Source organism: Amycolatopsis sp. NPDC047767 (genome assembly GCF_040704195.1).
Taxonomy (GTDB): domain Bacteria; phylum Actinomycetota; class Actinomycetes; order Mycobacteriales; family Pseudonocardiaceae; genus Amycolatopsis.
Map to the genome: position 1 here is coordinate 52,453 of NZ_JBEYSJ010000023.1, position 21,860 is coordinate 74,312.

Annotated in this window: 21 protein-coding genes; 8 read left to right on the top strand and 13 right to left on the bottom strand. The window is 69.7% G+C overall.

What is annotated here, in order from left to right; translation table 11 throughout:
- The first annotated feature begins 17 nt into the window (after window positions 1-17).
- Together AB0878_RS33025 and AB0878_RS33030 are read left to right on the top strand one after the other, a co-directional pair.
- A complete protein-coding gene (locus AB0878_RS33025) occupies window positions 18-926 on the top strand; it encodes a ribonuclease Z (protein ID WP_366584119.1) in 909 nt (302 codons plus the stop codon).
- 78 nt (window positions 927-1,004) lie between these two features.
- Entirely contained in the window at window positions 1,005-4,376 is a 3,372-nt protein-coding gene (locus AB0878_RS33030) for a TM0106 family RecB-like putative nuclease (RefSeq protein WP_366584120.1), read from the top strand.
- 1,407 nt (window positions 4,377-5,783) lie between these two features.
- Here AB0878_RS33030 and AB0878_RS33035 read toward each other — a convergent pair.
- The gene (locus tag AB0878_RS33035; protein ID WP_366584121.1) at window positions 5,784-7,319 is read right to left on the bottom strand and encodes an FAD-dependent monooxygenase; all 1,536 of its coding nucleotides are present in this window, start codon (window positions 7,317-7,319) and stop codon (window positions 5,784-5,786) included.
- A gap of 126 nt (window positions 7,320-7,445) precedes the next feature.
- Entirely contained in the window at window positions 7,446-8,204 is a 759-nt protein-coding gene (locus AB0878_RS33040) for a DeoR/GlpR family DNA-binding transcription regulator (RefSeq protein ID WP_366584122.1), read from the bottom strand.
- 107 nt (window positions 8,205-8,311) lie between these two features.
- Between AB0878_RS33040 and AB0878_RS33045 the strand changes: the two genes are divergently transcribed.
- The 4 genes from AB0878_RS33045 to AB0878_RS33060 all read left to right on the top strand — a co-directional run bounded on the left by AB0878_RS33045 (window position 8,312) and on the right by AB0878_RS33060 (window position 11,822).
- Complete coding sequence (locus AB0878_RS33045; RefSeq protein ID WP_366584123.1) at window positions 8,312-8,974, top strand: TetR/AcrR family transcriptional regulator C-terminal domain-containing protein; 663 nt, start codon at window positions 8,312-8,314, stop codon at window positions 8,972-8,974.
- A gap of 12 nt (window positions 8,975-8,986) precedes the next feature.
- Window positions 8,987-10,108 (top strand): NAD(P)/FAD-dependent oxidoreductase, encoded by a 1,122-nt coding sequence (locus AB0878_RS33050; protein WP_366584124.1) that lies wholly within the window; start codon window positions 8,987-8,989, stop codon window positions 10,106-10,108.
- Window positions 10,109-10,261: 153 nt separating this feature from the next.
- Window positions 10,262-11,455: an MFS transporter gene (locus tag AB0878_RS33055; RefSeq protein ID WP_366584125.1), complete on the top strand. Its 1,194-nt coding sequence runs from the start codon at window positions 10,262-10,264 to the stop codon at window positions 11,453-11,455.
- Between the two features lie 106 nt (window positions 11,456-11,561).
- Window positions 11,562-11,822: a PLD nuclease N-terminal domain-containing protein gene (locus AB0878_RS33060; RefSeq protein WP_366584126.1), complete on the top strand. Its 261-nt coding sequence runs from the start codon at window positions 11,562-11,564 to the stop codon at window positions 11,820-11,822.
- Window positions 11,823-11,877: 55 nt separating this feature from the next.
- Here AB0878_RS33060 and AB0878_RS33065 read toward each other — a convergent pair whose 3' ends face one another.
- Window positions 11,878-12,396 carry a lytic polysaccharide monooxygenase auxiliary activity family 9 protein gene (locus AB0878_RS33065; protein ID WP_366584127.1) on the bottom strand — a complete coding sequence of 173 codons (519 nt, stop codon included), beginning with the start codon at window positions 12,394-12,396 and terminating at the stop codon, window positions 11,878-11,880.
- 197 nt (window positions 12,397-12,593) lie between these two features.
- Between AB0878_RS33065 and AB0878_RS33070 the strand changes: the two genes are divergently transcribed.
- Window positions 12,594-14,021 carry an NAD-dependent succinate-semialdehyde dehydrogenase gene (locus tag AB0878_RS33070; protein WP_366584128.1) on the top strand — a complete coding sequence of 476 codons (1,428 nt, stop codon included), beginning with the start codon at window positions 12,594-12,596 and terminating at the stop codon, window positions 14,019-14,021.
- 38 nt (window positions 14,022-14,059) lie between these two features.
- On the opposite strand, the gene AB0878_RS33075 is transcribed toward AB0878_RS33070, so the two are convergent.
- The 10 genes from AB0878_RS33075 to AB0878_RS33120 form a co-directional block, all read right to left on the bottom strand.
- The gene (locus AB0878_RS33075; RefSeq protein WP_366584129.1) at window positions 14,060-15,145 is read right to left on the bottom strand and encodes a tyrosine-type recombinase/integrase; all 1,086 of its coding nucleotides are present in this window, start codon (window positions 15,143-15,145) and stop codon (window positions 14,060-14,062) included.
- Between the two features lie 69 nt (window positions 15,146-15,214).
- Window positions 15,215-15,376, bottom strand: coding sequence for a hypothetical protein (locus tag AB0878_RS33080; RefSeq protein ID WP_366584130.1), 162 nt, complete (start codon window positions 15,374-15,376; stop codon window positions 15,215-15,217).
- A gap of 84 nt (window positions 15,377-15,460) precedes the next feature.
- The gene (locus tag AB0878_RS33085) at window positions 15,461-15,673 is read right to left on the bottom strand and encodes a helix-turn-helix domain-containing protein (protein ID WP_366584131.1); all 213 of its coding nucleotides are present in this window, start codon (window positions 15,671-15,673) and stop codon (window positions 15,461-15,463) included.
- Between the two features lie 14 nt (window positions 15,674-15,687).
- Window positions 15,688-17,280, bottom strand: coding sequence for a replication initiator (locus AB0878_RS33090; RefSeq protein WP_366584132.1), 1,593 nt, complete (start codon window positions 17,278-17,280; stop codon window positions 15,688-15,690).
- Window positions 17,280-17,666 (bottom strand): hypothetical protein, encoded by a 387-nt coding sequence (locus tag AB0878_RS33095; protein ID WP_366584133.1) that lies wholly within the window; start codon window positions 17,664-17,666, stop codon window positions 17,280-17,282. The genes AB0878_RS33090 and AB0878_RS33095 overlap by 1 nt, the downstream gene beginning before the upstream one ends.
- On the bottom strand, window positions 17,663-19,243 hold the full coding sequence (locus AB0878_RS33100) for an FtsK/SpoIIIE domain-containing protein (RefSeq protein ID WP_366584134.1): 1,581 nt from the start codon (window positions 19,241-19,243) through the stop codon (window positions 17,663-17,665). The genes AB0878_RS33095 and AB0878_RS33100 overlap by 4 nt, the downstream gene beginning before the upstream one ends.
- Window positions 19,244-19,597: 354 nt before the next feature.
- Complete coding sequence (locus AB0878_RS33105) at window positions 19,598-19,900, bottom strand: AMED_5909 family protein (RefSeq protein WP_366584135.1); 303 nt, start codon at window positions 19,898-19,900, stop codon at window positions 19,598-19,600.
- Window positions 19,900-20,235, bottom strand: coding sequence for a hypothetical protein (locus tag AB0878_RS33110; RefSeq protein ID WP_366584136.1), 336 nt, complete (start codon window positions 20,233-20,235; stop codon window positions 19,900-19,902). Before AB0878_RS33110 ends, AB0878_RS33105 begins: the two co-directional genes overlap by 1 nt.
- A complete protein-coding gene (locus AB0878_RS33115) occupies window positions 20,232-20,690 on the bottom strand; it encodes a hypothetical protein (protein ID WP_366584137.1) in 459 nt (152 codons plus the stop codon). Before AB0878_RS33115 ends, AB0878_RS33110 begins: the two co-directional genes overlap by 4 nt.
- A gap of 23 nt (window positions 20,691-20,713) precedes the next feature.
- Window positions 20,714-20,902 (bottom strand): hypothetical protein, encoded by a 189-nt coding sequence (locus AB0878_RS33120; protein WP_360604568.1) that lies wholly within the window; start codon window positions 20,900-20,902, stop codon window positions 20,714-20,716.
- Between the two features lie 211 nt (window positions 20,903-21,113).
- Between AB0878_RS33120 and AB0878_RS33125 the strand changes: the two genes are divergently transcribed.
- Window positions 21,114-21,857, top strand: coding sequence for a DUF5919 domain-containing protein (locus AB0878_RS33125; RefSeq protein ID WP_366584138.1), 744 nt, complete (start codon window positions 21,114-21,116; stop codon window positions 21,855-21,857).
- Window positions 21,858-21,860 lie beyond the last annotated feature (3 nt).

Here is a 21,860-nt window from a genome sequence, read left to right on the forward strand (position 1 = left end):
TCGTCGAAGATGGCGGCATGTCACGACGTGAGCTCGTGGTGCTCGGGTCGGCGAGCCAGACGCCGACCCGGCACCGCAACCACAACGGGTACCTCCTGCGTTTCGACACCGACGGCGTGCTGTTCGACCCCGGGGAGGGCACGCAGCGGCAGATGACCCACGCCGGCGTGGCCGCCGCGGAGCTCACGCGCATCTGCATCACCCACTTCCACGGCGACCACAGCCTCGGCCTCTCCGCCGTGCTGCAGCGGCTGTCGCTCGACGCCGTGCCGCGGCCCGTGCGCTGCCACTACCCGGCCTCCGGCCAGGTGTTTTTCGAGCGGCTGCGCTACTCCACCGTCTACCACGAGCGCGCCGAGGTCGTCCCGCGGCCGGTGCTCGCCGACGGCTGGACCGACGGCCCGATGTCCGCTCACGTCCTCGACCACCGCATCGACTGCTTCGGCTACCGCTACACCGAACCCGACGGCATCCGCATGCTTCCCGACCGCCTGGCCGCGGCCGGCGTCCGTGGTCCGGACATCAGCCGGCTGCAGCGCGAAGGGTCGCTGGAGATCGACGGCCGCACTGTTCACCTCGCCGACGTCAGCGAGCCCAAGCCCGGACAGGTCGTGGCGTTCGTCATGGACACCCGGCCGTGCGCGGGCGCCCTGGACTGCGCGCGCGACGCGGACCTGCTGGTCGCCGAGTCGACCTTCCGCGACGCCGACGCCGACATCGCCACCCGCTACGGCCACCTCACCAGCACCGACGCCGGGCGCCTCGCCGCCGAGGCGGGCGTGCGCAAGCTCGTGCTGACCCACTTCTCGCAGCGCTACCCCTATTCGGAGGCCGACGCGTTCGGGGAGGAGGCGGCGCAGGTGTTCGACGGGGAGATCCACGTGGCGCGCGACTTCGACGTGATCCCGTTGCCCCGGCGGCGCTGACGCTGTGACCTGGGCCGTCGGCGTGTCGGTGCCCGGGGTCGGCGGAGCGTGCCCGCGGTCGTGCCAGACTTCCGGGCGATGTACACGCCGTCCGATCTCGCCGATCTGCTCGAGTGCGAGCACCGGAGCGTCCTCACGCAGGCGCTGGCGGCGGGGCTGCCCGGCGCGCCGACGCCCGGCTCGGGGCCCGATCAGCTGGCCGTGAAGCACGGGCGCGCGCACGAGGAGGCGACGCTCGGGCGGCTGCGGGCCGAACGCAAGGTCGTGGAGATCGAGGAGCGGGACCCGGTCGTCGCCGCGAAGGCGACGGAGGAGGCGCTGCGCGCGGGCGCGCCCGTGGTCTACCAGGCCGTGTTCCACGACGACGAGTTCACCGGCCGCGCCGATTTCCTGCTGCGCGACGACGAAGGCCGCTACGAGGTCTACGACACCAAGCTCGCCCGGCACGCCAAGCCGTCCGCCGTGGTCCAGCTGACGGCCTACGCCGATGCGTTGCGCCGGGCCGGGTGGCCCGCTGGTCCGGACATGCACCTGCTGCTGGGCGACGGCACCACCCGCACCCTGCGCGTGGACGACTTCCTCCCGCTGCTCGACCGCCTGCGCTCGCGGCTGCGCGATCGCCCGGCCCGCCTGCCGTTGCAGCTGTGGGCCGACGAGCGGCCGGCGTGCGGAGCGTGCCGCTTCGCGCAGCACTGCTCGACCGCGCGGGAGGCGGACCGGGACCTGTCGCTCGTCGCGGGGATGCGCGGAGACCAGCGGCGCAAGCTCGTGACGGCCGGGCTCGCCACGATCGACAAGCTCGCCGCCGCCGGTCCGGACGACCGGCCGCGCGACATGTCGGCGACGACGTACACGACGCTGCGCGCGCAGGCCGCGATCCAGGTCCGCCAGGACGAGACGGGCGAGCTCGCCTACGAGGTGATCGACCCCGCCGCGCTCGCCGAGCTGCCGCCGCCGAGCCCGGGCGACGTCTTCTTCGACATGGAAGGCGACCCGTACGCGCTGGCGGGCACCGGGCTCGAGTACCTGTTCGGTGCGGTGACGGACGACGCCGACGGCCGGCGGTTCACCCCGTTCTGGGCGCACAACCGCGCGCAGGAGAAGCGCGCGTTCGAGGAGTTCGTGGACTTCGCCGCCGCGCGGCTCGCCGAACACCCCGGTGCGCACGTCTACCACTACGCGCCGTACGAGGTCACGGCCATCAAGCGCCTCGCCGCCGTGCACGGCACCCGCGAGGAAGAGGTCGACGAGCTGCTGCGGGGCGGCGCGCTGGTGGACCTGTACGCCGTGGTGCGCAAGGCGTTGCGGGTCGGGCAGCGGTCGTACTCGATCAAGTACCTCGAGCCGCTGTACATGCCCGCCGCGCGCGAGGGCGACGTGAAGACGGCCGCGTCCAGCATCGAGGCGTACGAGGACTACCTCACCCTCACGGCCGCCGGCGAGCCCGAGCGGGCCGGTGAAGTGCTGCGCGGCATCGGTGAGTACAACGAGTACGACTGCGTGTCCACCTTGCGGCTGCTGGAGTTCCTGCACCGGGTGCGCGTGGACGAGGGCATCGAGCTCGCGGAGCCGGCACCGGAGTCCGATGTGGACGCTCTGCTGCGGGAGACCGAGGAAGACGTCGCGGCGCAACGGCGGGCGGAGCGCGCGGCCGCCATGGCGGCGCTCGTCGATCCCCTGCTGGAAGGCCTGCCCGACGACCCGGCCGAGTTCACGCCCGACGACCACGCCCGCGCCTTGCTCGCCGCGTCCGTGGGCTACCACCGGCGCGAGACCAACCCGGCGTGGTGGGAGTTCTTCCGGCAGCTGGCCGCACCGCTCGGCGACCTGGAGATCGACACGACCTGCGCGGTGCCCGTTTCGGTGTCGGCCGGCGAGTGGGTGCCGCCGTCGGGCCGGCTGCGCACGGCGAAGCGGACGCTCGTCGTGGCGTGCGACCCGGACCGGCCGCACCCGTTCGCGCCGGGTGACGACGTGCGCCTGCGTTATGGCGCCGAAGCGCGCGACGCGAAGGTGGTGGCTTCCTCGGCCGTCGAGCTGACGCTGGAGGAGAGCAGCGCCCCCGACGCGACGTCGAACGACCGCCCGGCCGCGGTGCTGCCCGGCAGCCCGGTGCGGCCGTCGCCGAAGGACGAGGCGGTGGCGGATCTCGCGCGGCTCGTCGGCGAAACCCTGCCCGCGTTGCCGAAGCACCCTGGTGTGGACCTCTTGCGCCGCACGGCGCCGCGGCTGCGGACCGGCGGCGCGTTGCCGGCCGCGGGAGCGGATCTGGTCGCGACGGTGATCGAGGCCGTCGACGCGCTCGACGGTTCCGTGCTCGCGGTGCAGGGCCCGCCGGGCGCGGGGAAGACGTACCTGGCGGGCAAGCTGATCGCGCACCTCGTGCGTTCGGGCCGGACGGTCGGGGTCACGTCCAACAGCCACAAGGCCGTGGAGAACGTGCTGTCCGCCGCGCTGGGCAACGATCCTTCGCTCGCGTGCGCCAAGCGTGCGAAGCGGACGCCGGACCCCGCGGCGCCGTGGGAACAGCCCAAGAACAACAACGCTTTGGTGCGCTGGCGCGAGGAACACGACACCGGGCACCTCGTGGGCGGCACGGCGTGGACGTTCGCCAACGCGGCCGTGCGCGCGGAGCCGTTCGACGTGCTCGTGATCGACGAGGCCGGCCAGTTCGCCCTGGCCGACGCGCTGGCGGTGTCGACGTGCGCGAAGAACGTGGTGCTGCTGGGTGATCCGCAGCAGCTGCCGCAGGTGGTGCAGGGCACGCACCCGGCGGGCGCGGAGGCGTCGGCGCTCGGGCACCTGATCGGTGACGCCGACATCATGCCGGCGCACCTGGGCTACTTCCTCGACCAGACGCGGCGCATGCACCCGGCGGTGTGCGCACCCGTGTCGCGGCTGTCGTACGCGGGGTTGCTGCACTCGCACCCGTCGGCGTCGCGATCGGTCGACGGGTTCGCGTCGGGGCTGTACTTGGCATCGGTGGAGCACCGCGGGAACACGACGCGTTCGGTGGAGGAGGCGGCCGAGGTCGTCTCGGTGATCTCGGCGCTGCACGGGCGCACGTGGGAGGGCCGCCCGCTGACGGACGCCGACTTCCTCGTGGTGGCGCCCTACAACCTGCAGGCTCGCGTGGTCACGCGCGCGCTGGCCGACGCCGGCTTCGGCGACGTCCGAGTGGGCACGGTCGACCGGTTCCAGGGCCAGGAGGCGCCGGTGGTGGTGACGACGATGACATCGTCCTCGGCCGTCGACCTTCCGCGCGGGCTCGACTTCCTGCTGTCGCGCAACCGGCTGAACGTCGCGCTCTCGCGGGCGCAGTCGGTGGCGGTGCTGGTGTGTTCGCCGCACCTGCTGGAGGCCGACATCCGCACGATCGAGCAGATGCGGCTCGTGTCGGGGATGCTCGGGCTGCTGCAGGACGCGCTGCCCTGGCCTTCATCCGGATAAGGGCGTGCCCCCGGTCCCGTCGCTGCGGAGGGGGAGTTCGCGCGGGCCGGGAGCGGGGGCACTGTTTCCCGCCTCGGGCGCCGCGCCGATGGGGGGATCGGCGGGTGCGGGCGGGAGCTTTCTCTTGTGCGTGGCTTGCGTCGGTACGGGGGGTCGCCTCTCGGCGAGTGGCACGACCCGGCGTCTTGCGACGGCCCGGGAAGGCAAAGGGTGAGGCCCGGGGACACCCGCCGTACCGACACTCTGTACAACGCCTGCGCGGGGCCGGTGTTCCGGATTTCCCTTGTGACGCAGGTCGCTGGTGATTTTCATGATCCACTGTGGACGTTTGGATACTCCCGCTCCTGCCGCGGCAGTGGGTCCGGCGACAGGAGCAGGAGCACATGAGCCCACCCCGCGCTGCCTGGGGGCAACTGCGGCGCAGCGGGGTGGGGTGGTCCGAAGGGGTTGGTTCGAGGCCGGTGCGGGGGTCGCCTCTCGGCGGTTGGCGCGACCCGGCGTCTGTGCGACGGTCCGGGAAGGCAGTGGGTGGAGCCCGGGGACACCACCGCATCGGCAAAGGTTGTAACCAGGGCCGGTTCTTCGGTATTCCCGGCGTTCTGGATGATCCACAGTGGAGGGTAGGGGTGCTCCCGCTCCCGGCTCCGCCGGCTGGGGGCCCGGCGAGCGAGGGCAGGAGCACTGGTGCCCGCCCCGCGCCGCGTTGGGGGAGCGCAGGGCAGCGGGGCGGGTGGTCTGGCGTCGGCACGGGGGTCGCCTCTCGGCGAGTGACGCAACCCGGGGCCGGCGAACCGGCTGTCCGGGAAGGTGAAGTGTGGAGCCCGGGGACCCACCCGCACCGACAGTGAGTACAACGCCCACGCCCCCCGAATGTTCCACGGCCCGCGAGTGACGTGGATCGCGACCGTTCGGGTGAGGGCTCGGCGACGTGCCGAGCTGCGGGCGTCGGAGCCGCCGGGTCGGTCAGCCGCGCCTGCCGGTCGAGGAGGCCCGGGTGGATGCGGGAGTCGCGGCGGCAGAGGGGAAACGAGCGTCGACGGAACGTCGCCGGGCGACTCCGGTCGGCGAAGGTTGCCGGGGCGCTGCGCCGCCCGGGACCTTCGGCGTGCGTCGGCGCCGCGTCGCCTTCGGCAGTGAGCGCCTGTGACGCGTGTGGTCCAGACCGCGACCGGCGTGCGCTTCACGTCGCTCCCGCTGACGCGCGACCGCGTGTGGCAAGCGCTCTCCTCCCGGGGCGAGTGAGGGTGTGTTTGTGTGGCCCCCTGGGCGCGGAAGGGGGACTACCAGGGGGCCTGGCCCGCCGCCCGGTCGGGGGAATGTCGAGGCTGAGCGGGTTGTCGGTGACACTAGCGGTAGAAGTCGATCTTTGATCAGTCCACGAAACGGTGAATCTATCAGGGTGAACTATTACTCTTGGTGATCATCGGTGGTGAGGCGGTTTCCGGCCCCTTCCGGTGTGCCGAACCATGTCGCGAGGGCTTCGCGGAGGCCGGCCGGATCGACGGGCGAGTCGAGCGGCGCGGCCCACGCGATGTGCGCGTCCGGGCGGAGGAGGAGGGCGTCGGCGGGGCGGAGCGCGGTCTTGGCGGTGCGGAGAGCCACGCGGGGAGCCCAGGGTTCGGCGGCCGCCCGGAGCTCCGGGCGGTCCGCGAGGTCGAGGAACACCGGCCGGCCCGGGCGCAGCAGCGAGGCGAGCGACGACGGGCCCTCGTCGGTGGTCAGGGGGAAGTCGCGGGCGAAGGTGCCGGCCAGGGGGTGGTCCGAACCGGGCGCCGGGTACCGCAGGTCGGTGCCGCCGATGGCCGCGGCGAGGCGGTGCAACGGTTGTTCGTCGGTGAGGAGCTCCTGGAACAGCGTGCGCAGCGCGTCGGCAGCGGGGTCGTGGCCGCGGCGGAGCGCGGCCTGCGCGCTGGTCTGCAAGAGAGCCCGGCTGCCGGCGTAGTGGCGTTCGGCGTGGTAGCTGTCGAGCAGTCCCGGCGGCGCCCAGCCGTGCACGGCGGCGGCGAGTTTCCACGCCAGGTTGACCGAATCGAGCATGCCGAGATTGAGCGACGCGCCCGAGGAAGCCAGCAGGTGCGCCGCGTCGCCGGCGAGGAAGACGCGTCCGACGCGGTACTCGGGGACCTGCCGGCCCTGCCACTGGTAGCGCGACAGCCGCCGCACCTCGCCGAGCGGCAACGGAACCCCGAGCACACGGCGGACGCTGGCCTGGAACTCGGCTTCGGTCATCGGGCTGAGGTCGTCGTACTCGGTCGTCTCTTGTTCGACGGTGTTGATCAGCAGAACGTCCGTCCCGATCGTGCCGAACGCGAACACTCCGCTGTCGGTCCGCGTGAAACCCTGGCGCAGCAACCCCAATCCGGGGACGTCGAGGTCACCGCTCCGCCTCATCGAGTCCGGCACCGTCGCCTCGACGAGCCGGTTCACCTCCGGGTAGGTCGTGCCCGGGAACGGCACCCCGAGCGCCTCGCGGACCCGGCTGCGGCCGCCGTCGCAGCCCACGACGAAGCGAGCCGTGAGCTGGTACGGCCCGTCGGGACCCCGCACGTCCACCGTCACTGCCGTGTCTTCGCGAAGGCCGACGACCTCGTGCCCCTCACGGATCTCCGCCCCGAGCTCGGTTGCGTACTCGGCGAGCGTGCGTTCGAGCACCGGCTGCGGGATGCCGAGCGCGTAGTACGCCGGCTCGGCCAGGTGTGAGAGGTCCAGCTGCGTCCCGCCGAACGGCAACGACGGCGCCGCGCGCACCGGGGAAGCCGCCGCTTCGAGCCGTTCCAGCACCCCGCGGTAGCGCAGCAGCTCCACGATCTGGCCGCCGAGACCGTTGGCCCGCGCCACTTCCCGGCGCTGCGGCTGCCGTTCCAGCACCAGCGGCCGCACCCTGGCCAGGCGCAGCTCGGCGGCCAGGACCAGGCCGGCCGCGCCGGCACCCACGATGATCACGTCGTGCACTTCGTACCCCCGTTTCGCTGACGGCCGCCGATTCTGCGGCACGACGGGGGTCTTGCGGCAAGCCCCGGGGTGCGCTATAGCTTGAGAGTGGGAGACGTCCAGTGTGGACGGATCCCCTCACGCCACCCGGACCTCGACCCCTGCTTGGCGAAATCGGTCCAGTGCTTCCGAAGGCGCCTCGGCGTCGGTGACCAGTACGTCCACGTCCTCCATCCCGCACACGGTCGCCAGCGCGGTGCGCGAGAACTTGGCGCTCTCGGCAACCAGCACTGTGCGCCGTGAAGACCGCTTCGCAGCGCGTTTCACGGCGGCGTCCTGCAGGTCGTGGGCCGTCACCCCGTCGTCGGGCGAGAGGCCGCAGCAGGTGAGCACGAACGTGTCGAACCGCAGCGCGGCGAGCGCGGCTTCGGTGATCGGGCCGACCATCGAGCCCTCGCCGAAACGCGTGGTTCCGCCGGGCAGCAGCAGGTTCACCGACGAGCTCTCCGCCAGCGCGGTCGCGCTCGGCAGCGCGAGCGGCATGACCGTCAGGCGCCGGCCGGCGAGGGCGCGCGCGACCGCGAGCCCGCTCGTACCGCTGTCGACGACCACGGCCTCGCCGTCGCGCACCAGGCCACCGACCACGGCCGCGATCCGGTCTTTCGCCGCTGCGGACTCCACCGCGCGCAGCGCGAACGGCAGCTCCTCGCCGCGCATCAGCAGGCTCACCGCGCCACCTCGTACGCGGCGCAGCGTGCCCTGCTCGGCCAGCGAGTCGAGGTCGCGCCGGATGGTCACCTCCGACGTGTCCAGCTCGCCGGCCAGCTCGCCGACGTCGACGCGGCCGTCGCGCCGGAGCCGCTCGAGGATGCGTTCGTGCCGGGGGTTGCCTCGCATGACTGCCGAACTTACCTCCCTTTCGTTCGAAAGGCCTGGGCGTCTGTGACGACGAACATGTTCGTTACGACCTTGTTCGGAACGAACATGTTCGTTACCGTGAGGACATGACCGCACCACGCAGCCGCCGGGAACGTCCGGCCAAGCCGGCCCTGACCAGGGCCGGGATCATCACGGCCGCGCTCGCGATCCTGCGCGCCGAAGGCCTGTCCCGGCTGACGATGCGCCGGCTCGCGCAGGAGCTCGACACCGGTGCGGCGTCGCTGTACGTCTACGTCCGCAACACCGTGGAGCTCCACGCGGCGGTGCTCGACGAGCTGCTCGCCGAGGTCGAGCCGGCTTCGGCGGCCGGTACCTGGGCGGAGCGGCTCGAAGCGGTGCTCGGCTCGTACACGGCGGTGCTGTTCCGCTATCCCGGGCTGGCGCAGTCGGCGCTCGTGGCCCGCCCGCGCGGGGACAACTACCTGCGGCTGGTGGACACGCTGCTCGCGTTGCTGGCCGAGGGCGAGGTGCCGGGCGCGCAGGCGGCGTGGGGCGTCGACCTGCTGCTCCAGCTGGCCACGGCGACCGCGGCCGAACACGCCGACGAGCGCCCCGAAGACCGCGAAGCGTTTCAGGCCCTGGCGGCCGTCATCCACGACGCGTCACCCGAGAAGTACCCGCACTTGGCCGCGGCCGGGCCCGACCTGCTGTCCGGCGCGCCCGGGCAACGCTTGTCCTGGGCGTTCCGCGCGCTGATCGCCGGAATCGCCGCGACCCCGAGAACCTGAAGGAGAAAGACCATGAAGATCACCGTCATCGGAGCCGGTCTCGGCGGGCTGACGCTCGCGGCCGTGCTCAACCGCAACGGCGTCGAGGCCACCGTGCTGGACCTCGACGCGTCGGCCGCGGCCCGCTCACAGGGCGGGATGCTCGACATCCACGAGGAAACCGGTCAGGCCGCGTTGCGCGCGGCCGGCCTGAACGAGGAGTTCCTGCCGCTGATCCACCGCGGCGGGGAGGCCATGCGCGTGCTGGACCGGCACGCGGTGGTGCGACTGTCCGAAGAGGACGATGGTCACGGCGCCCGGCCGGAGGTCGAGCGCGGCGCGTTGCGCGACCTGCTGCTCTCGTCGCTGCCGGAGGGCACCGTGCGGTGGGGTGCCAAGGTCGTTTCGGCCCGTTCGCTGGGTGATGGCCGGCACGAGGTGACGCTGGCCGACGGTTCGACGCTGGAGACCGACGTGCTCGTCGGAGCCGACGGGGCCTGGTCCCGGATCCGGCCGCTCGTCTCGGCCGAAGTGCCCGCGTACACCGGGATTTCGTTCGTGGAGCTGGATTTGCTGGACGTCGCCACCCGGCACCCGGAAAGCGCGGCACTCATCGGCGGCGGAATGTTCATGGCGCTCGGCCCGGGGAAGGGGATTCTGGCGCACCGGGAGCCGGACGGCAGCGTGCACGTCTACGTCGCCCTCCAGGTTCCCGAGGGCTGGGTTTCCTCGCTCGACCTGTCGGGCGCGCAGCTGGCGCGAGAGTTCGCCGGCTGGGCCCCGGAACTGAAGGCCTTGATCGAGTCGGCCGACACGGAGCTGGTGCCGCGGCCGATCCACGCGTTGCCGGTCGGCCACGAGTGGGCGCGCGTGCCCGGCGTGACGCTGGTGGGCGACGCGGCGCACCTGATGTCGCCGTTCGCCGGTGAGGGTGCCAACCTGGCCATGATCGACGGCGCCGAGTTGGCGCTGGCCCTGGTCGAGTCGGGCGGCGACGTCGAGGCGGCCTTGGCGCGGTACGAGAAGGCGCTGTTCCCGCGCAGCGAGGAAGCCGCGCGGGGTTCGGCGGAGAACCTGGTGACCTCGTTCGCCGAGGACGCACCCGACCGGCTGCTCACCGTGTTCGACGGGCACTACTGTGCCGATCAGTACTGATCCGACCACAGTCACGGCCGAATGGCTTCGTAGCAACAATTGCGTGCCGCTTGGGGAGTCGTCCTACTTTGGCCGGATCAGTAAATTCCGTCGACCGCTGCGGTGAAGATCGTTACGCTCGGGGGCTCGTCCGACCCGGGGGGATGATCTGGCGTGCGGAGCCGTGGTGGGGCGGTGCTGCTGGCGGCCTTGGTGGTCGACTCGGTGGGCAACGGGATGTTCCAGCCGTTGTCGGTGTTGTTCTTCGCGAAGCTGACGACGGTGCCGCTGACGCTGATCGGCGTGCTGCTCAGCGCGGCGAACGCGCTCACCCTGCCGGTGCCGCTGATCGCCGGGCGGCTGGCCGACCGGATGGGTCCGTGGGTGCTGGTGGTCGCCGCGCAAGGTGCGCAGGGGATCGGGTTTCTGCTGTTCACGCGCGTGACCGGGCCCGCCGGGATCTTCCTCACCGCCGCGCTCGTGGCGGTCGGGGTGCGGTTCTTCTGGTCGTCGGTGTTCACCGCGGTCGCGGATTTCGTCGACGGCAGTGAGAAACCGCGGAGCAAGGACTCCTGGTTCGCGTGGATGAACGTGACCCGCACGGCCGGACTGGCCATCGGCGGCCTGATCACCGGGATCGTCGTCACCATCGGGACGCCGGAGGCGTATCGCGCGATCGCGTACGGCTCGGCGGCCTGTTTTCTTTGTGCGGGACTGGCGATCGCGGTGCGCGTGCGGGCGCCGCGGCGTGCGGAGGGCGACGCCGGCGGGTACCGGGGGATGCTGCGGGCGCGGCCGTTCCTGGCCTTCACGGGGCTGAACGCGGTGTTCGCGTTGACGAGCATGATGCTGGCGCTCGGGTTGCCGGTGTTCGTGACCGTGGGGCTGCACGGTCCGCCGTGGCTGGCGCCCGCGATGCTGGTGGGCAACACCGTGCTGCTCACGGTGCTCACCGCGCCGGCCGTGCGGCTGGTGTCGCCGCTGCGCCGGACGCGCGTGCTGATGGCCTCGGCGGTGCTGTGGGCGGCGTGGTGCCTGGCGTTCGCGCTGCTGGTGCCGGGGCAGCTCGGGTGGGTGGTGCCGGTGCTGCTGGGCGCGACGTTCCTGTTCACCGCGGCCGAGACCGTGCACGGGCCGGTGTCGCAGTCGCTGGCCACCGAGCTGTCGCCGCCGGGCGCGCGAGGGCGCTACCTGGCGGTGTTCCAGTACTCGTTCACGGTCGCGAGCCTGGTGGCGCCGGCGTTCTTCACCACGTTGTTCGAGGTCGGGTACTGGCTGCCGTGGCTGGTCCTGGCCGTGGTGAACGTGTTCGCGGCGCTGGCCATGCGGTTGCTGGAGCGCGTGATCCCCGTCGCGGCTACTACTTAAGGATTACGCGGGTCGAGCCGTCGAGCCGATTCGGGTGCGCGGCGCGCGCTCTCATACTGGACTCATCGCGTCCGATGTGGACCGACGAGAACCAGGGAGAGGACCGATGACCATCCCCACCGCGCTGGCCGCCGCAGCCCAGGACGGCCCCCACGCCGCGAACATCGCCGTCGCCGTCGGGATCATCGCGTTGATCCTGACCCCGCTGGTGTTCTTCCTCGCCGCGCTGATCAGCGTGCTCGGCAGCCCGCTGACCGGCGGGATGAAGCTCGTGTGGGTCGTGTTCGCGTTCTGCGCGCCGTTCCTCGGGCCGCTGCTGTGGTTCCTGGTGGGGCGGCGCAGTGCCGAGGCCGCAGCGTATCGCTGAGTCTGTTGTGGACTGGATCGGCGGACGGGTTCGGCGAACCCGTCCGCCGATTTCGTCAGCTCACCTGCAGGTCGACGCAGGAGTAGAACGCGTTGGCAGTGTCGGCGACGTTCCAGATGGCCAGCACGGTCTGGCGCCCCGTGCGGTTGCCCAGGTTCACCGAGTGCGACACGGTGGCCGGCGGCACCTGGTTGTTGCCGCTGAAGCTCGCGACGCGCGTGTTGCCGATGTAGTACTCATAGGTGCTGGTCTTGTGCCGGGCGGTGAACGTCCAGTTGAACGTGACCGTGCGACCGGTCGCGGTGGCGCGCCAGGGCTTGCTGTTGTCGTTGAGCTCGGCGAAGCGCGCGACGCCGCCGTTGCAGGTGCGCTGGCCCTTCGGGCCTTCCACGCTCTGCGGTTCCCACTTGATGTCGCCGCAGGACACGATGTTCTGCGCGCATTGCGCCTGCCGGCTGGCGGGCGCGTTGACGTAGCCGTGGGCGCTGGCCGTGCCCACGGGGCCGACCAGCACGATCACGGGCGCGATCGCCGCACCGGCGAGGGCGGCCACGAGCTTGCGGTTCGTTTTCATACCGGGCTCCTTCGACAGCGGTGCCCGCTCCCACGGATGGCCTTGAACGGGCGCGATCGAGCCGCCGCGTGGGAGGTGCGCGGGCGGGGAGAGGGGGAGAATGTGGTCTAGACCATACTGGGAAACGGGCGTTTCGGTCAAGAGGTCGCAAACTTCTGGAGTAGTCGGACGACCTTCGCCGGGCTAGTGCATACTGTATGCAGTTTGGTAGCCTGAGCGCGTCCGACCGCTTCGTTCCGTCGAACACGGAGGCTCTCGCCGCGATGTACACCGTCACCGACCCGGCCACGGGTGAACTGATCGAGCAGATCGAGAACTCCACCGACCAGGAGGTGCGCGACGCGATCGCCCGCGTCCACCGCGGCTACCTTTCCTGGCGGGACCGCCCGGTCGCCGAACGCGCCGAGATCGTCGCGCGCGCGGGTGAGCTGTTCGCGGAACGGTCCGACGAGCTCGCCGCCATCATGACCCTCGAGATGGGCAAGCGCGTCAACGAGGGCCGCGGCGAGGTCGGCATCGTCGTGGACATCTTCTCCTACTACGCCGAACACGGCCCGTCCCTCATCGCCGACGAGCCACTGAAGATCCAGGGCGGCGATGCCGTCATCCGCAAGGAGCCGATCGGCGCCCTGCTCGGCGTGATGCCGTGGAACTTCCCCATGTACCAGGTTGCGCGTTTCGTCGCGCCGAACCTGGTGCTGGGCAACACCATCCTGCTCAAGCACGCGTCCATCTGCCCCCGCTCGGCCGTCGCGATCGAACAGGTCCTCCGCGACGCCGGCGTGCCGGACGACGCGTACGTCAACGTCTTCGCCTCGTCGCGCCAGGTTCCCTCGATCCTCGCGGACCCGCGCATCGTCGGCGTTTCCCTGACGGGCAGCGAACAGGCCGGCATCTCGGTCGCCGCCGAGGCGGGCCGCAACCTGAAGCGCTGCGTCCTGGAGTTGGGCGGCTCGGACCCCTTGATCGTCCTCGACACCGACGACTTGGACTCGACGGTGAACGCCGTGGCGACGGCCCGCATGCGCAACTGCGGCCAGTCCTGCAACGCCCCCAAGCGCATCATCGTGGTGGGGGAGCTGTACGACTCGTTCGTCGAGAAACTGACCGCACGGGTGGCTTCGTTCTACCTGCCCGGCGACCCCTCCGACCCCTCGACCAAACTGCCACCCCTGGCCTCGGTCTCCGCCGCCGACGAAGTCGCCGCCCAGGTCTCGACGGCCATCGCCCAGGGCGCGGTTCTGCGGACCGGCGGCCACCGCGTGGACGGCCCCGGCGCCTACCTGGAAGCCACCGTCCTGACCGACGTGACCCCCGACATGGACGCCTACCGCGACGAAATCTTCGGCCCCGTGTTCTTGCTCTTCCCGGCCGCTTCCGACGAGGAGGCCATCTCCATCGCCAACGACTCCCCCTTCGGCCTGGGCGCCAGCGTCTTCGGCACCGACCCGGCCCGCATGCGCGCGGTGGCCAACCGCATCGAGTCGGGGATGGTGTACTTCAACAAATCGGGCGGGTCGCAGGCGGATCTGCCGTTCGGTGGGATCAAGCGCTCCGGGATGGGCCGGGAGCTGGGCCCGTTGGGGATCGAGGAGTTCATGAACAAGAAATCTATACGCCTCTGAGCTGCGGTTTTGCTGCTTTTGGGGCTCTCAGGCCGTCGTCAGGCCGTCGCGGATTCATCCACGGCGGCCTTGCCGGCCTTGCGGGGTGTGAACACTTTGTTGGCCGCCGCCCGCGCCCGCTTGTGGCTCGACGGCACGAGGTGGGTGTAGATGCGGAGGGTGTAACCCGGGTCGTGGTGGCCGAGGTACTCCGCGACCTCCTTGATCGACACGCCTTGCGCGAGAAGCGTGGAAGCGTAGAAGTGACGCATGGCGTGCATCCCGTCGCGCCGGTCCACGTAGTCCAGCCCCGCTGTCCCGAACGCTGACTTCCACTCGTTCTTGGTGAAGTTGGCTCCCTGGGTCACGTGCCAGACCGGCTTGTTGCGGTACTTGCGGGTCCGTCGAAGCGCTCGACTGATCAGCAGTCGAACCGTCTCGGGACGGCCGCCAGGTTCGAGCCAGGGGAGCGTGAGCGTCATGGGCTCGTGTAACGACATGTGGTCGTCGACGGCGTCGAGTACGCCCGCGCCGAGCGGGACCACTCGGGTCTTGCCTCCCTTGGGCGGAGAGAAGACCGGTTGCCCGCCGATCCATCGAATTTGCCGTTGAACGTTGACTATCATCTCGTCGCGGTCGATGTCGTCTGGGCTGAAGCCGAAGATCTCCATTTGCCTCAGCCCGAGGCCGGCACCCAACGGCACGATGACGGTGTACTCCGGCGGCAGCGCGAGCTGGACCGAATGCACCCGCGATTCCGGCCACGGGATCACCTTGCGCTGCACCGGCTTCGGCCGCTTGATGCTCTTGGCACGGCAGGGGTTCGACCGGATCTTCTTGTCGTCGGCTGCGGCTTGGAGGATCGCCGAGACCGTGTCGAAGAGGACCGCTCGGTACGAGGCCATGAGCCCGCGTCCGCCCTCGGCCTTCGGCCGCTCCAGCCAGTCGAGCCAATCCCGGATGGTGTCGGTTTTCTCGACGACCTTGAGCGGCTTGTCCCCGAGGAACGGGAAGATCCCGGTCTTCAGATGGCTGTTCACGGTCTGCCGGGTGCCGGCGTCGGCTGACTGTCCTTTCTGCCATTGCGTGGTGTAGTCGCGGAACTTCTCGGCGCCTGACTCCGGCGTGATGTACTCGCCGGTCATTACATCGTGCTGCATCTTGGTCAGGAAGGCTTTCGCCTTCGTGAGTTGCTTGTCAGGGAAGGCTTTGGATCACTCCTTGTCTTCGGCGTCGTAGTACCGGACCTTGTAGCGCTCGCCTTGGCCGAACAGCTCAGTCTTCTCCCTGACGGGATGACCCTTGGCGTTGAAGACAAGCTTGCCGTTCTCGTCTTTCTTCTGCCGCCACCAGCGATCCTGAACGTGTCCCTTCATGTCACCTCCTGGGTGTTGGGGCAACGACCGATCCCCGTGCCTCTTGATCCGAGACACGGGGAAGGCCGTCGCCGGGGTGTGCGGCTATGCCGCTTCTGCCGATTCGTCGAGCGTCTTGAGCCATCGACGTACCGCGTCAGGGTCGTACCTGACGTGCTTTCCGATCTTCATCCACGACGGGCCGTAGCCCTTGAAACGCCAGTCGCGCAAGGTCTTCGCCGGGATGCCCAGGAACGTCGCGAGGACGTCGGACGACCACAGGCCCTCGACACTCACCACCTTGATTTGTGCATCCATCGAGCCCCCTTCCGTCATGCGGCCTCCCGAGTTGCCGAAGTTTCTGGCGGTCCGGCTGCGAGTAGCGCCCGGTTGTATTCGGCCTTCCAGGTGATGCGTTCGGCGATGGCGTGCATGACCAGGTGTGGCCGGGGTGGCACGTGCGGGTCGCCGGAGTCGACCTTGCGCCAGACGAGCCGGGTCGGGTCCGGTTGTGTTTTCTCGATCCCGGCAGCGGCGAGCGCCTGGATGACGAACGCCTTGCGGTCGGCCTTGTGATCCACGAGCGTCTTGCCCGACCATTTCCGCGACACCAGCACCCGACGACCTGGAAGACCGAGGGTGGTCCGCCGGTGGGCGCGTCCCTTGCAGTGGCCCGGGGTGGTCTTGCCGTTGGCGCCCTTGGGCTGGATTCCGTAGAGCAGCCAGACCGCGCACCGGGGCGAGCACGGGGTGATGGCCAGCTCGGCGTGCAGCCGGTCGTGGTGATCGGCCAGCGCCGCCGTGTCGGCCTCGACCACTTCGCCGGTCGACTTGGTCAAGTACTTGGTGAGGTAGCCGATATGGCGGCCGGCCTCTTCCGTCCCGCCCAAGATCCCCTTGGAGTGCACCTGCCGGCCGAAGGTCACCACGTGCGCCGGGTCCTCGACTTGGTCGACTGCGTCATCCCAGGACACGAGCGGTTGCCGGGTCACGGGGTCGATAAATCCACGTTCCGGCCCATCCCAGGCCGGGAGCCGGTCGGCGTAGACGATCTCGTTGTGACTCGGCCACCAGACCTGGTGATAGGTGGCCTCGGTGACCTGCCGGATCACGTCGTGCGGCACCGATCCCCGGATGGCCGCGTGCAGGTGCGGCGCCGTCCGCTTCTGCGGCTCGACCGTGGCGAAGTACTGCACATCCCATCCGACGACGCGGCGCAGGTTCTGCCACCACCGATCCACCAACGCCGAGAAGTGCACCGCATCCCGAGCCGCCCGCCGGTAGTCATAGGCGGCGGGGTTGACCGGGGCGCCATCACCGCGGACCGGCCCGTAGGTGTCGCAGGTCAGAGTCACGAACATCGACGGCCGGAACCGGCCCGCGTACTCCCGCCCCACCGTGGCCTTGGAGACCTTGCGCCGAGGCAGGTTCGGCGTGTCCTGCCGCCGCTTCGTCGAGCGCTTCACCGCCTTCCGGGTCGGCAGCTCGACCCCTGGCAGCCGGCCCCGGATGCCGAGTTGCCGAAGTTCCTCGTCCACGCCCCGGATTTCCTCGCGCAGCTCTTCGGCTTCGGCCGGGTCCTGGTCGACGACGTCTCGGTACGCGGCGACCAGGTCGGCCCGGAAGGTCAGCAGCTCCGTCTGATCCTCCGTCGGCTCTTCGGGGGTGAGTTTGGGTTCTTCGGTCATGTGCCAGCCTTCGCGGCACTGGACTTGTCGCAGCGCCTTCGCCTTGCGGGCACAGGGCAGGCACACCGATTCCACGGTGGACCCGCACGGCACGGGGACGTGGCGGATTTCTCCGGTGTCCTGGTCGCCGACCTCCATCGTGAACGGCCGCACGCACACTCCGTGCTTCTCCGCCGTCGCCCGGATCACGTCCTCGGCCAGGGGCGCTCGCATCCGCTCCGCACGTGTCTCGTTCATCAGGCAGCCACCTCCCCAGGAGCGGCCCAACCCCGCAGCAGGTAGACCGGCATCGATTGCTTGGCCCCGGCCGGGAGGTCGGGGAACGTGCTCGGATCGAACGGGACCGCCCCGTAGACCCGCATCGGGATCCCGCACGGGGTCCGGCCGGTGATCGACAGGTGCACCGACACGCCGTCGCTCACGCGCCACACCGTCGCGGTGACGTCGTCGAGGGTGTTCGCCCACACCAGCAGGGCACTGGCGACCTCGGACAGCCCGTCCACGTCCAGTTGAACTGTGATCGGCCTCGACCACGCGGTGACGTCGAGCGACGCGACTGGCGGCAGTTGGTGCAGGTCGAGGTGGTCACGGATGGCGTCGAGGAAGATCATCAGCGAGTTCACGCCGCCACCCCCTCGCCGCCGGAGGGACGACGCCGGTCTGCGAGGTTCACCACGCCGCCGTTTGTGACGTAGTGCTCCAGTGCCTTGACCGTCTCGTCCGACACCCAGCCCGCGCGCACCCGCAGCGGCTCACGGATGCCCTCGCCCCACACGTAGCCCACGCCGGCCTCGGAGTCCCCGATGCGATTCGCCCACGCGCCCCGCTCGTAAGCTCCGTCGCCGAGGACCATGCCGACGTGAGTCTTGGAGGTGACCCGCAGGCACACGCGCCGGGTGAACAGCTCGCGCACAGGGACGGTGTCCTTCGTCGGTTCCTGCACATAGCCCCGAACCGAGAGGCCCAGCGCCCGCCCTTGCGTGTTGAGGACCGCGACGTGTTCCACAATGGACTCGCGGGTTTTGCGGTCGGTGTACCGCGTGAGTGCCCCGATCTCGTCGAACTCCAGGAGCTCCAGCGGGTACGCCGTCGAAATCGGGACGTCGCGGGTAACCCCGGCGAACTCGCGTTTGCGCTTCTCCAGTTCGTCCCGCAGGCCCTCCAGCAGCTCCAGGGTTTCCTTACCCGTCACGGCGTAGCGCGCGAAGATCCGGCGTCCGTACGCGAGTTCCATGCCCTTCGGGTCGACACCGGACACCCGCACCACGCCGGAACGGATGGCCGAAGCCGCGGAGACCAGCGGGCACCACATGACCGAGTTCTTGCCCGCGCCGCTCGCCCCGGCGACCAATGTGTGGGAGCCAGGACCGGCCAGCGGCAACAGCCACGGCTTGCCGTACTCCGTGGTCCCCGCGAACACCTTGTGCAGGTCAATGCCGGTCCCGTCTGCGGCAACCAGGTCAGGCAACGGCAGACACCGCACTGGCGACGAGAGCAGATCCCGGCGCATGAAGTCCAGTGACACGGCGTCGGGCGCGATCTCCCGGACCTGGACCCGCGTGACCTTGCGCGCGGTGGCCAACGCGCGGGCAGCGTCGTCGAAGTCCTCGGGCTTCTGGCCCGCGACGAGCTGAATGCGGACTTCGTCCCAGGACGGCCCTGAACGGACCCGCAGGACCTTGGGCACTGCCACGCCGGCCTGATGATGGGCCTTCGCCACGGCGTCCCGCTTGCGCCGCCGCGACACCAGGTTCACGGTTACGTCCACGGGGATGGCCTCGTCGCGGATCGATAGGCCACAGGCGTGAAGCCAGTCCGGAAGCTTCCGGCCGTAGACGGCCCAACGCAGCCACCAGGAGCGCAGCCAGCGGCCGCACCAGCGATCGAAGCCCGCGACGTTCAGGTACCGCCACACCAGAGCCGTCAGCCCGAGCGTGCCGACGACGACAACGAACGAGAGCCAGCCCCACCAGTACCACCACGCCATCAGGGCGAGCACCGCGAGGCAGGAGCGCCAGCGGGTCACCAGTTGCCTAACAACCCAGCCAGCTGCACGGACCAACGCCCAAACGGCGATGCCGACGACCGCGAGCGCCGCCAAGGTCTCCGCGATCGCCGCGAACGCCCGACCAAGCTTCGCCAGCAGCCACAGCGCCACGGCGAGACCTCCGGTGATGAAGACGAGTGTCACCGCGTTCATCGGCGCTCACCGCCTTCGTGGCGCGAGCCGGGGTCTCCCGGCAGCGTCAGGGAAAGGGGGAGCATCCCCAGGCACGAGGAACATTCCGTTTCGCCGGGCAGCAGCCGAGCGAATCGCTTACAAATCGCGCAACGCATCCGGGTGACCCCCGTTGACGACGACTGCGCCTTGACCGTTATGGTTTCCATTGTTCACTTCTCCAGTGGACAGACGCAGAACCGGGTGAAGGTTGGTAGCCAGAAGGCCGGTTCTGCGTTCTAACGGGACATTTTTGGGCACGTGGGGACGCGTTTAACACAACACGCGTCCCCACGTGTTTTCGATTTTCTTTTGTGCGTGATCGGCGTCAGGAATTCATCGAGCCGACGGCGGAACCTCCTGTCCCGCAGGAGACTTGTCGAGGCGGAGCGCCTCTTCCCGTGCCGCGTCGGCCATCCGCTGTTCGTAGCCGACGAAGTACAGCGCCTCGTGGTGGTGCCCGCGATCGATGTCCGCGATCCGCTCGTACATCCGCTTGTTCTCCAGGTGGAACGCGATCACCGTGGACGGCGGAGCGTCCGTCGGCGGATACCGGGACTGAACCCACTGGTGGACGCCGTACAACGTCGTCGGCGCGTCCGAGCCGGTCCCAGGCTTCGCCTTCCGTTCCGAGGTCATCACCGCTGCGCCCTCCAGATTCGGCCGGCATCGGCGGACCCTCCGTGCGGGTTCGGGACTTCACCGACGCCCAGTGAGATCGCCTGCGCCTCGAACTCCGCCGCAGCAAGCTCGACAGCAGCCAGGCACCACCACGGAAAGCCCCGTGCTGCCAGCAGATCCCGGTACGCGGCGGCTACTCTTTTCGCGGCGTAGCCGAGCTGCTCCCGCACGGCAGGGCTGCTCTCGCGGTGCTCCAGCGTGTAGAGACGCGAGTAGTCCTGATACGCCTTCGTCCAGGCGCTCACCAGGTCAGCGGGCGCGCTCGTCACGCTCTCGGTCAGCTGCACGATCATGCGGCCTTGCTCGTGTCGTCCGAGGCCGCCGAGGAGCGCGCCGACTTGCCAGCGGAGGCCGCCACCGCCTTGAAGCCCGTCGCGCGGAACACGTACGTCTGGTACTTGAACTCCCCTTGCCCACCGACACGAGGCTCAGCCGTCAGCCCTTCCAGCTCGATCGGCCGCATACCCGGCAGCACCTCCGACGTCGCCGGCACCGGCTGCACGTCAGCAAGGAACGTGATCTCGAATGAAGCGCGCTTCGCCTTCTCCTCGCCGAGGTCGGTGACCGTCGCCTTCCACTGCCGCTTGCCCGTCACCTCGTCGACGCGCTGCCTCACCGGCCGATTGGCCGCCCGATCCTCACGCGACTGGAACTCGTTGTCCGGCGCCACGTCGCCGACCATCACAAGCCCACGCGGAAACGCCTCATCGAAGTTGATACCAAACCTGAAACCACGCTCAATAGCCATCAGTTGAACCCTTCGGTTGATGTTTAGCTCGCTTGAATGGCGTCTCGCGCCTTTTCCAACTCAGGTAACAGAACCGTCAGCGCGTCGAGATCGATCAGCACCACAACCGGGAACGCCTTGCCGAACCGCACCTCGACGCGGTTCGCGTACGCCAGCGGCTTCACGCGAATCGGCAAGTCCGCTCCGACGTGGAGCTGCACCGTGTCACGCATGACGGACCCATCCGTGCGCCGACGGCCCGTCTTTCGAGCTGTCCCAGTCCGGTGTCACCAGCAATCCCCTTCCTTCCGCCTCGCCGGACCGACTCCGGCACGCTAGGGACCACTCTCCGCAGATCCGAGGGACATGATCACTGCACAGCAGGACTTCTAGGGACGTCCCTGGTACGGTTGAAGACGTCCCTAGAAGTCCCGAGGAGGGCCGATGCCCAACGAACGCCTGCGCGACGCGCTCCTACGCAACGGGTTCGACCCGGAGCAGGTGGCGAAGGCGCTCGACGTCGATCAGAAGACCGTGGAGCGCTGGATCAGCAAGGGGCGCACGCCGTACCCGAAGTACCGGCACAAGCTCGCCGCGCTCACCAAGGAGTCAGAGACCTACCTTTGGCCCGACTCGATCGCGCCGGAGCGCAAGGTGGAGACGGCCACTGCCGAACTGGTGCAGGTCTTCCCACACCGCAACGCCGTCCCCGTCGAACTCTGGGACCGCATCATCCGCGACGCGACCGGCGACATTGAGATCCTGGTGCACGCGGGCCTGTTCCTCGTCGAACGCCCGAGGTTCATCAAGGACCTCACTGCAAAGGCCAAGGCCGGCGCGTCCATCAGGCTCATCTTCGGCGACCCCGAGGGCGATTCGGTCGCCCTCCGCGGAGAGGAGGAGCAACTAGGCGACGGGACCTTGCCGGCCCGGATCCGCAACGCCCTCGCGTACTACAAGCCGCTGATCAGCGTGCCGGGCGTGCAGATCCGCTTCCACAACACGACCCTGTACAACTCGATCTTCCGCTTCGACGACGAGATGGTGGTCAACACCCACATCTTCGGTTCGCAAGGCGCCCACGCTCCAGCCCTCCACCTCCGCCGCCTCTCGGCCGGCGACCTCTTCGAGAGCTACTCCGAAAGCTTCGAATCTGTCTGGAACCTCGCCAAGCCCGCCACCTTCTAGGAG

Bases quoted from the DNA above. Each gene is read 5' to 3' on its own strand.
- AB0878_RS33065 (WP_366584127.1), bottom strand. From the start codon at position 12,396: ATGAAAACGAACCGCAAGCTCGTGGCCGCCCTCGCCGGTGCGGCGATC.
- AB0878_RS33025 (WP_366584119.1), top strand. From the start codon at position 18: ATGTCACGACGTGAGCTCGTGGTGCTCGGGTCGGCGAGCCAGACGCCG.
- AB0878_RS33070 (WP_366584128.1), top strand. From the start codon at position 12,594: ATGCAGTTTGGTAGCCTGAGCGCGTCCGACCGCTTCGTTCCGTCGAAC.
- AB0878_RS33050 (WP_366584124.1), top strand. From the start codon at position 8,987: ATGAAGATCACCGTCATCGGAGCCGGTCTCGGCGGGCTGACGCTCGCG.
- AB0878_RS33115 (WP_366584137.1), bottom strand. From the start codon at position 20,690: ATGGCTATTGAGCGTGGTTTCAGGTTTGGTATCAACTTCGATGAGGCG.
- AB0878_RS33110 (WP_366584136.1), bottom strand. From the start codon at position 20,235: ATGATCGTGCAGCTGACCGAGAGCGTGACGAGCGCGCCCGCTGACCTG.
- AB0878_RS33060 (WP_366584126.1), top strand. From the start codon at position 11,562: ATGACCATCCCCACCGCGCTGGCCGCCGCAGCCCAGGACGGCCCCCAC.
- AB0878_RS33045 (WP_366584123.1), top strand. From the start codon at position 8,312: ATGACCGCACCACGCAGCCGCCGGGAACGTCCGGCCAAGCCGGCCCTG.
- AB0878_RS33040 (WP_366584122.1), bottom strand. From the start codon at position 8,204: ATGCGAGGCAACCCCCGGCACGAACGCATCCTCGAGCGGCTCCGGCGC.
- AB0878_RS33075 (WP_366584129.1), bottom strand. From the start codon at position 15,145: ATGACCGGCGAGTACATCACGCCGGAGTCAGGCGCCGAGAAGTTCCGC.
- AB0878_RS33080 (WP_366584130.1), bottom strand. From the start codon at position 15,376: ATGAAGGGACACGTTCAGGATCGCTGGTGGCGGCAGAAGAAAGACGAG.
- AB0878_RS33125 (WP_366584138.1), top strand. From the start codon at position 21,114: ATGCCCAACGAACGCCTGCGCGACGCGCTCCTACGCAACGGGTTCGAC.
- AB0878_RS33120 (WP_360604568.1), bottom strand. From the start codon at position 20,902: ATGCGTGACACGGTGCAGCTCCACGTCGGAGCGGACTTGCCGATTCGC.
- AB0878_RS33105 (WP_366584135.1), bottom strand. From the start codon at position 19,900: ATGACCTCGGAACGGAAGGCGAAGCCTGGGACCGGCTCGGACGCGCCG.
- AB0878_RS33085 (WP_366584131.1), bottom strand. From the start codon at position 15,673: ATGGATGCACAAATCAAGGTGGTGAGTGTCGAGGGCCTGTGGTCGTCC.
- AB0878_RS33090 (WP_366584132.1), bottom strand. From the start codon at position 17,280: ATGAACGAGACACGTGCGGAGCGGATGCGAGCGCCCCTGGCCGAGGAC.
- AB0878_RS33030 (WP_366584120.1), top strand. From the start codon at position 1,005: ATGTACACGCCGTCCGATCTCGCCGATCTGCTCGAGTGCGAGCACCGG.
- AB0878_RS33100 (WP_366584134.1), bottom strand. From the start codon at position 19,243: ATGAACGCGGTGACACTCGTCTTCATCACCGGAGGTCTCGCCGTGGCG.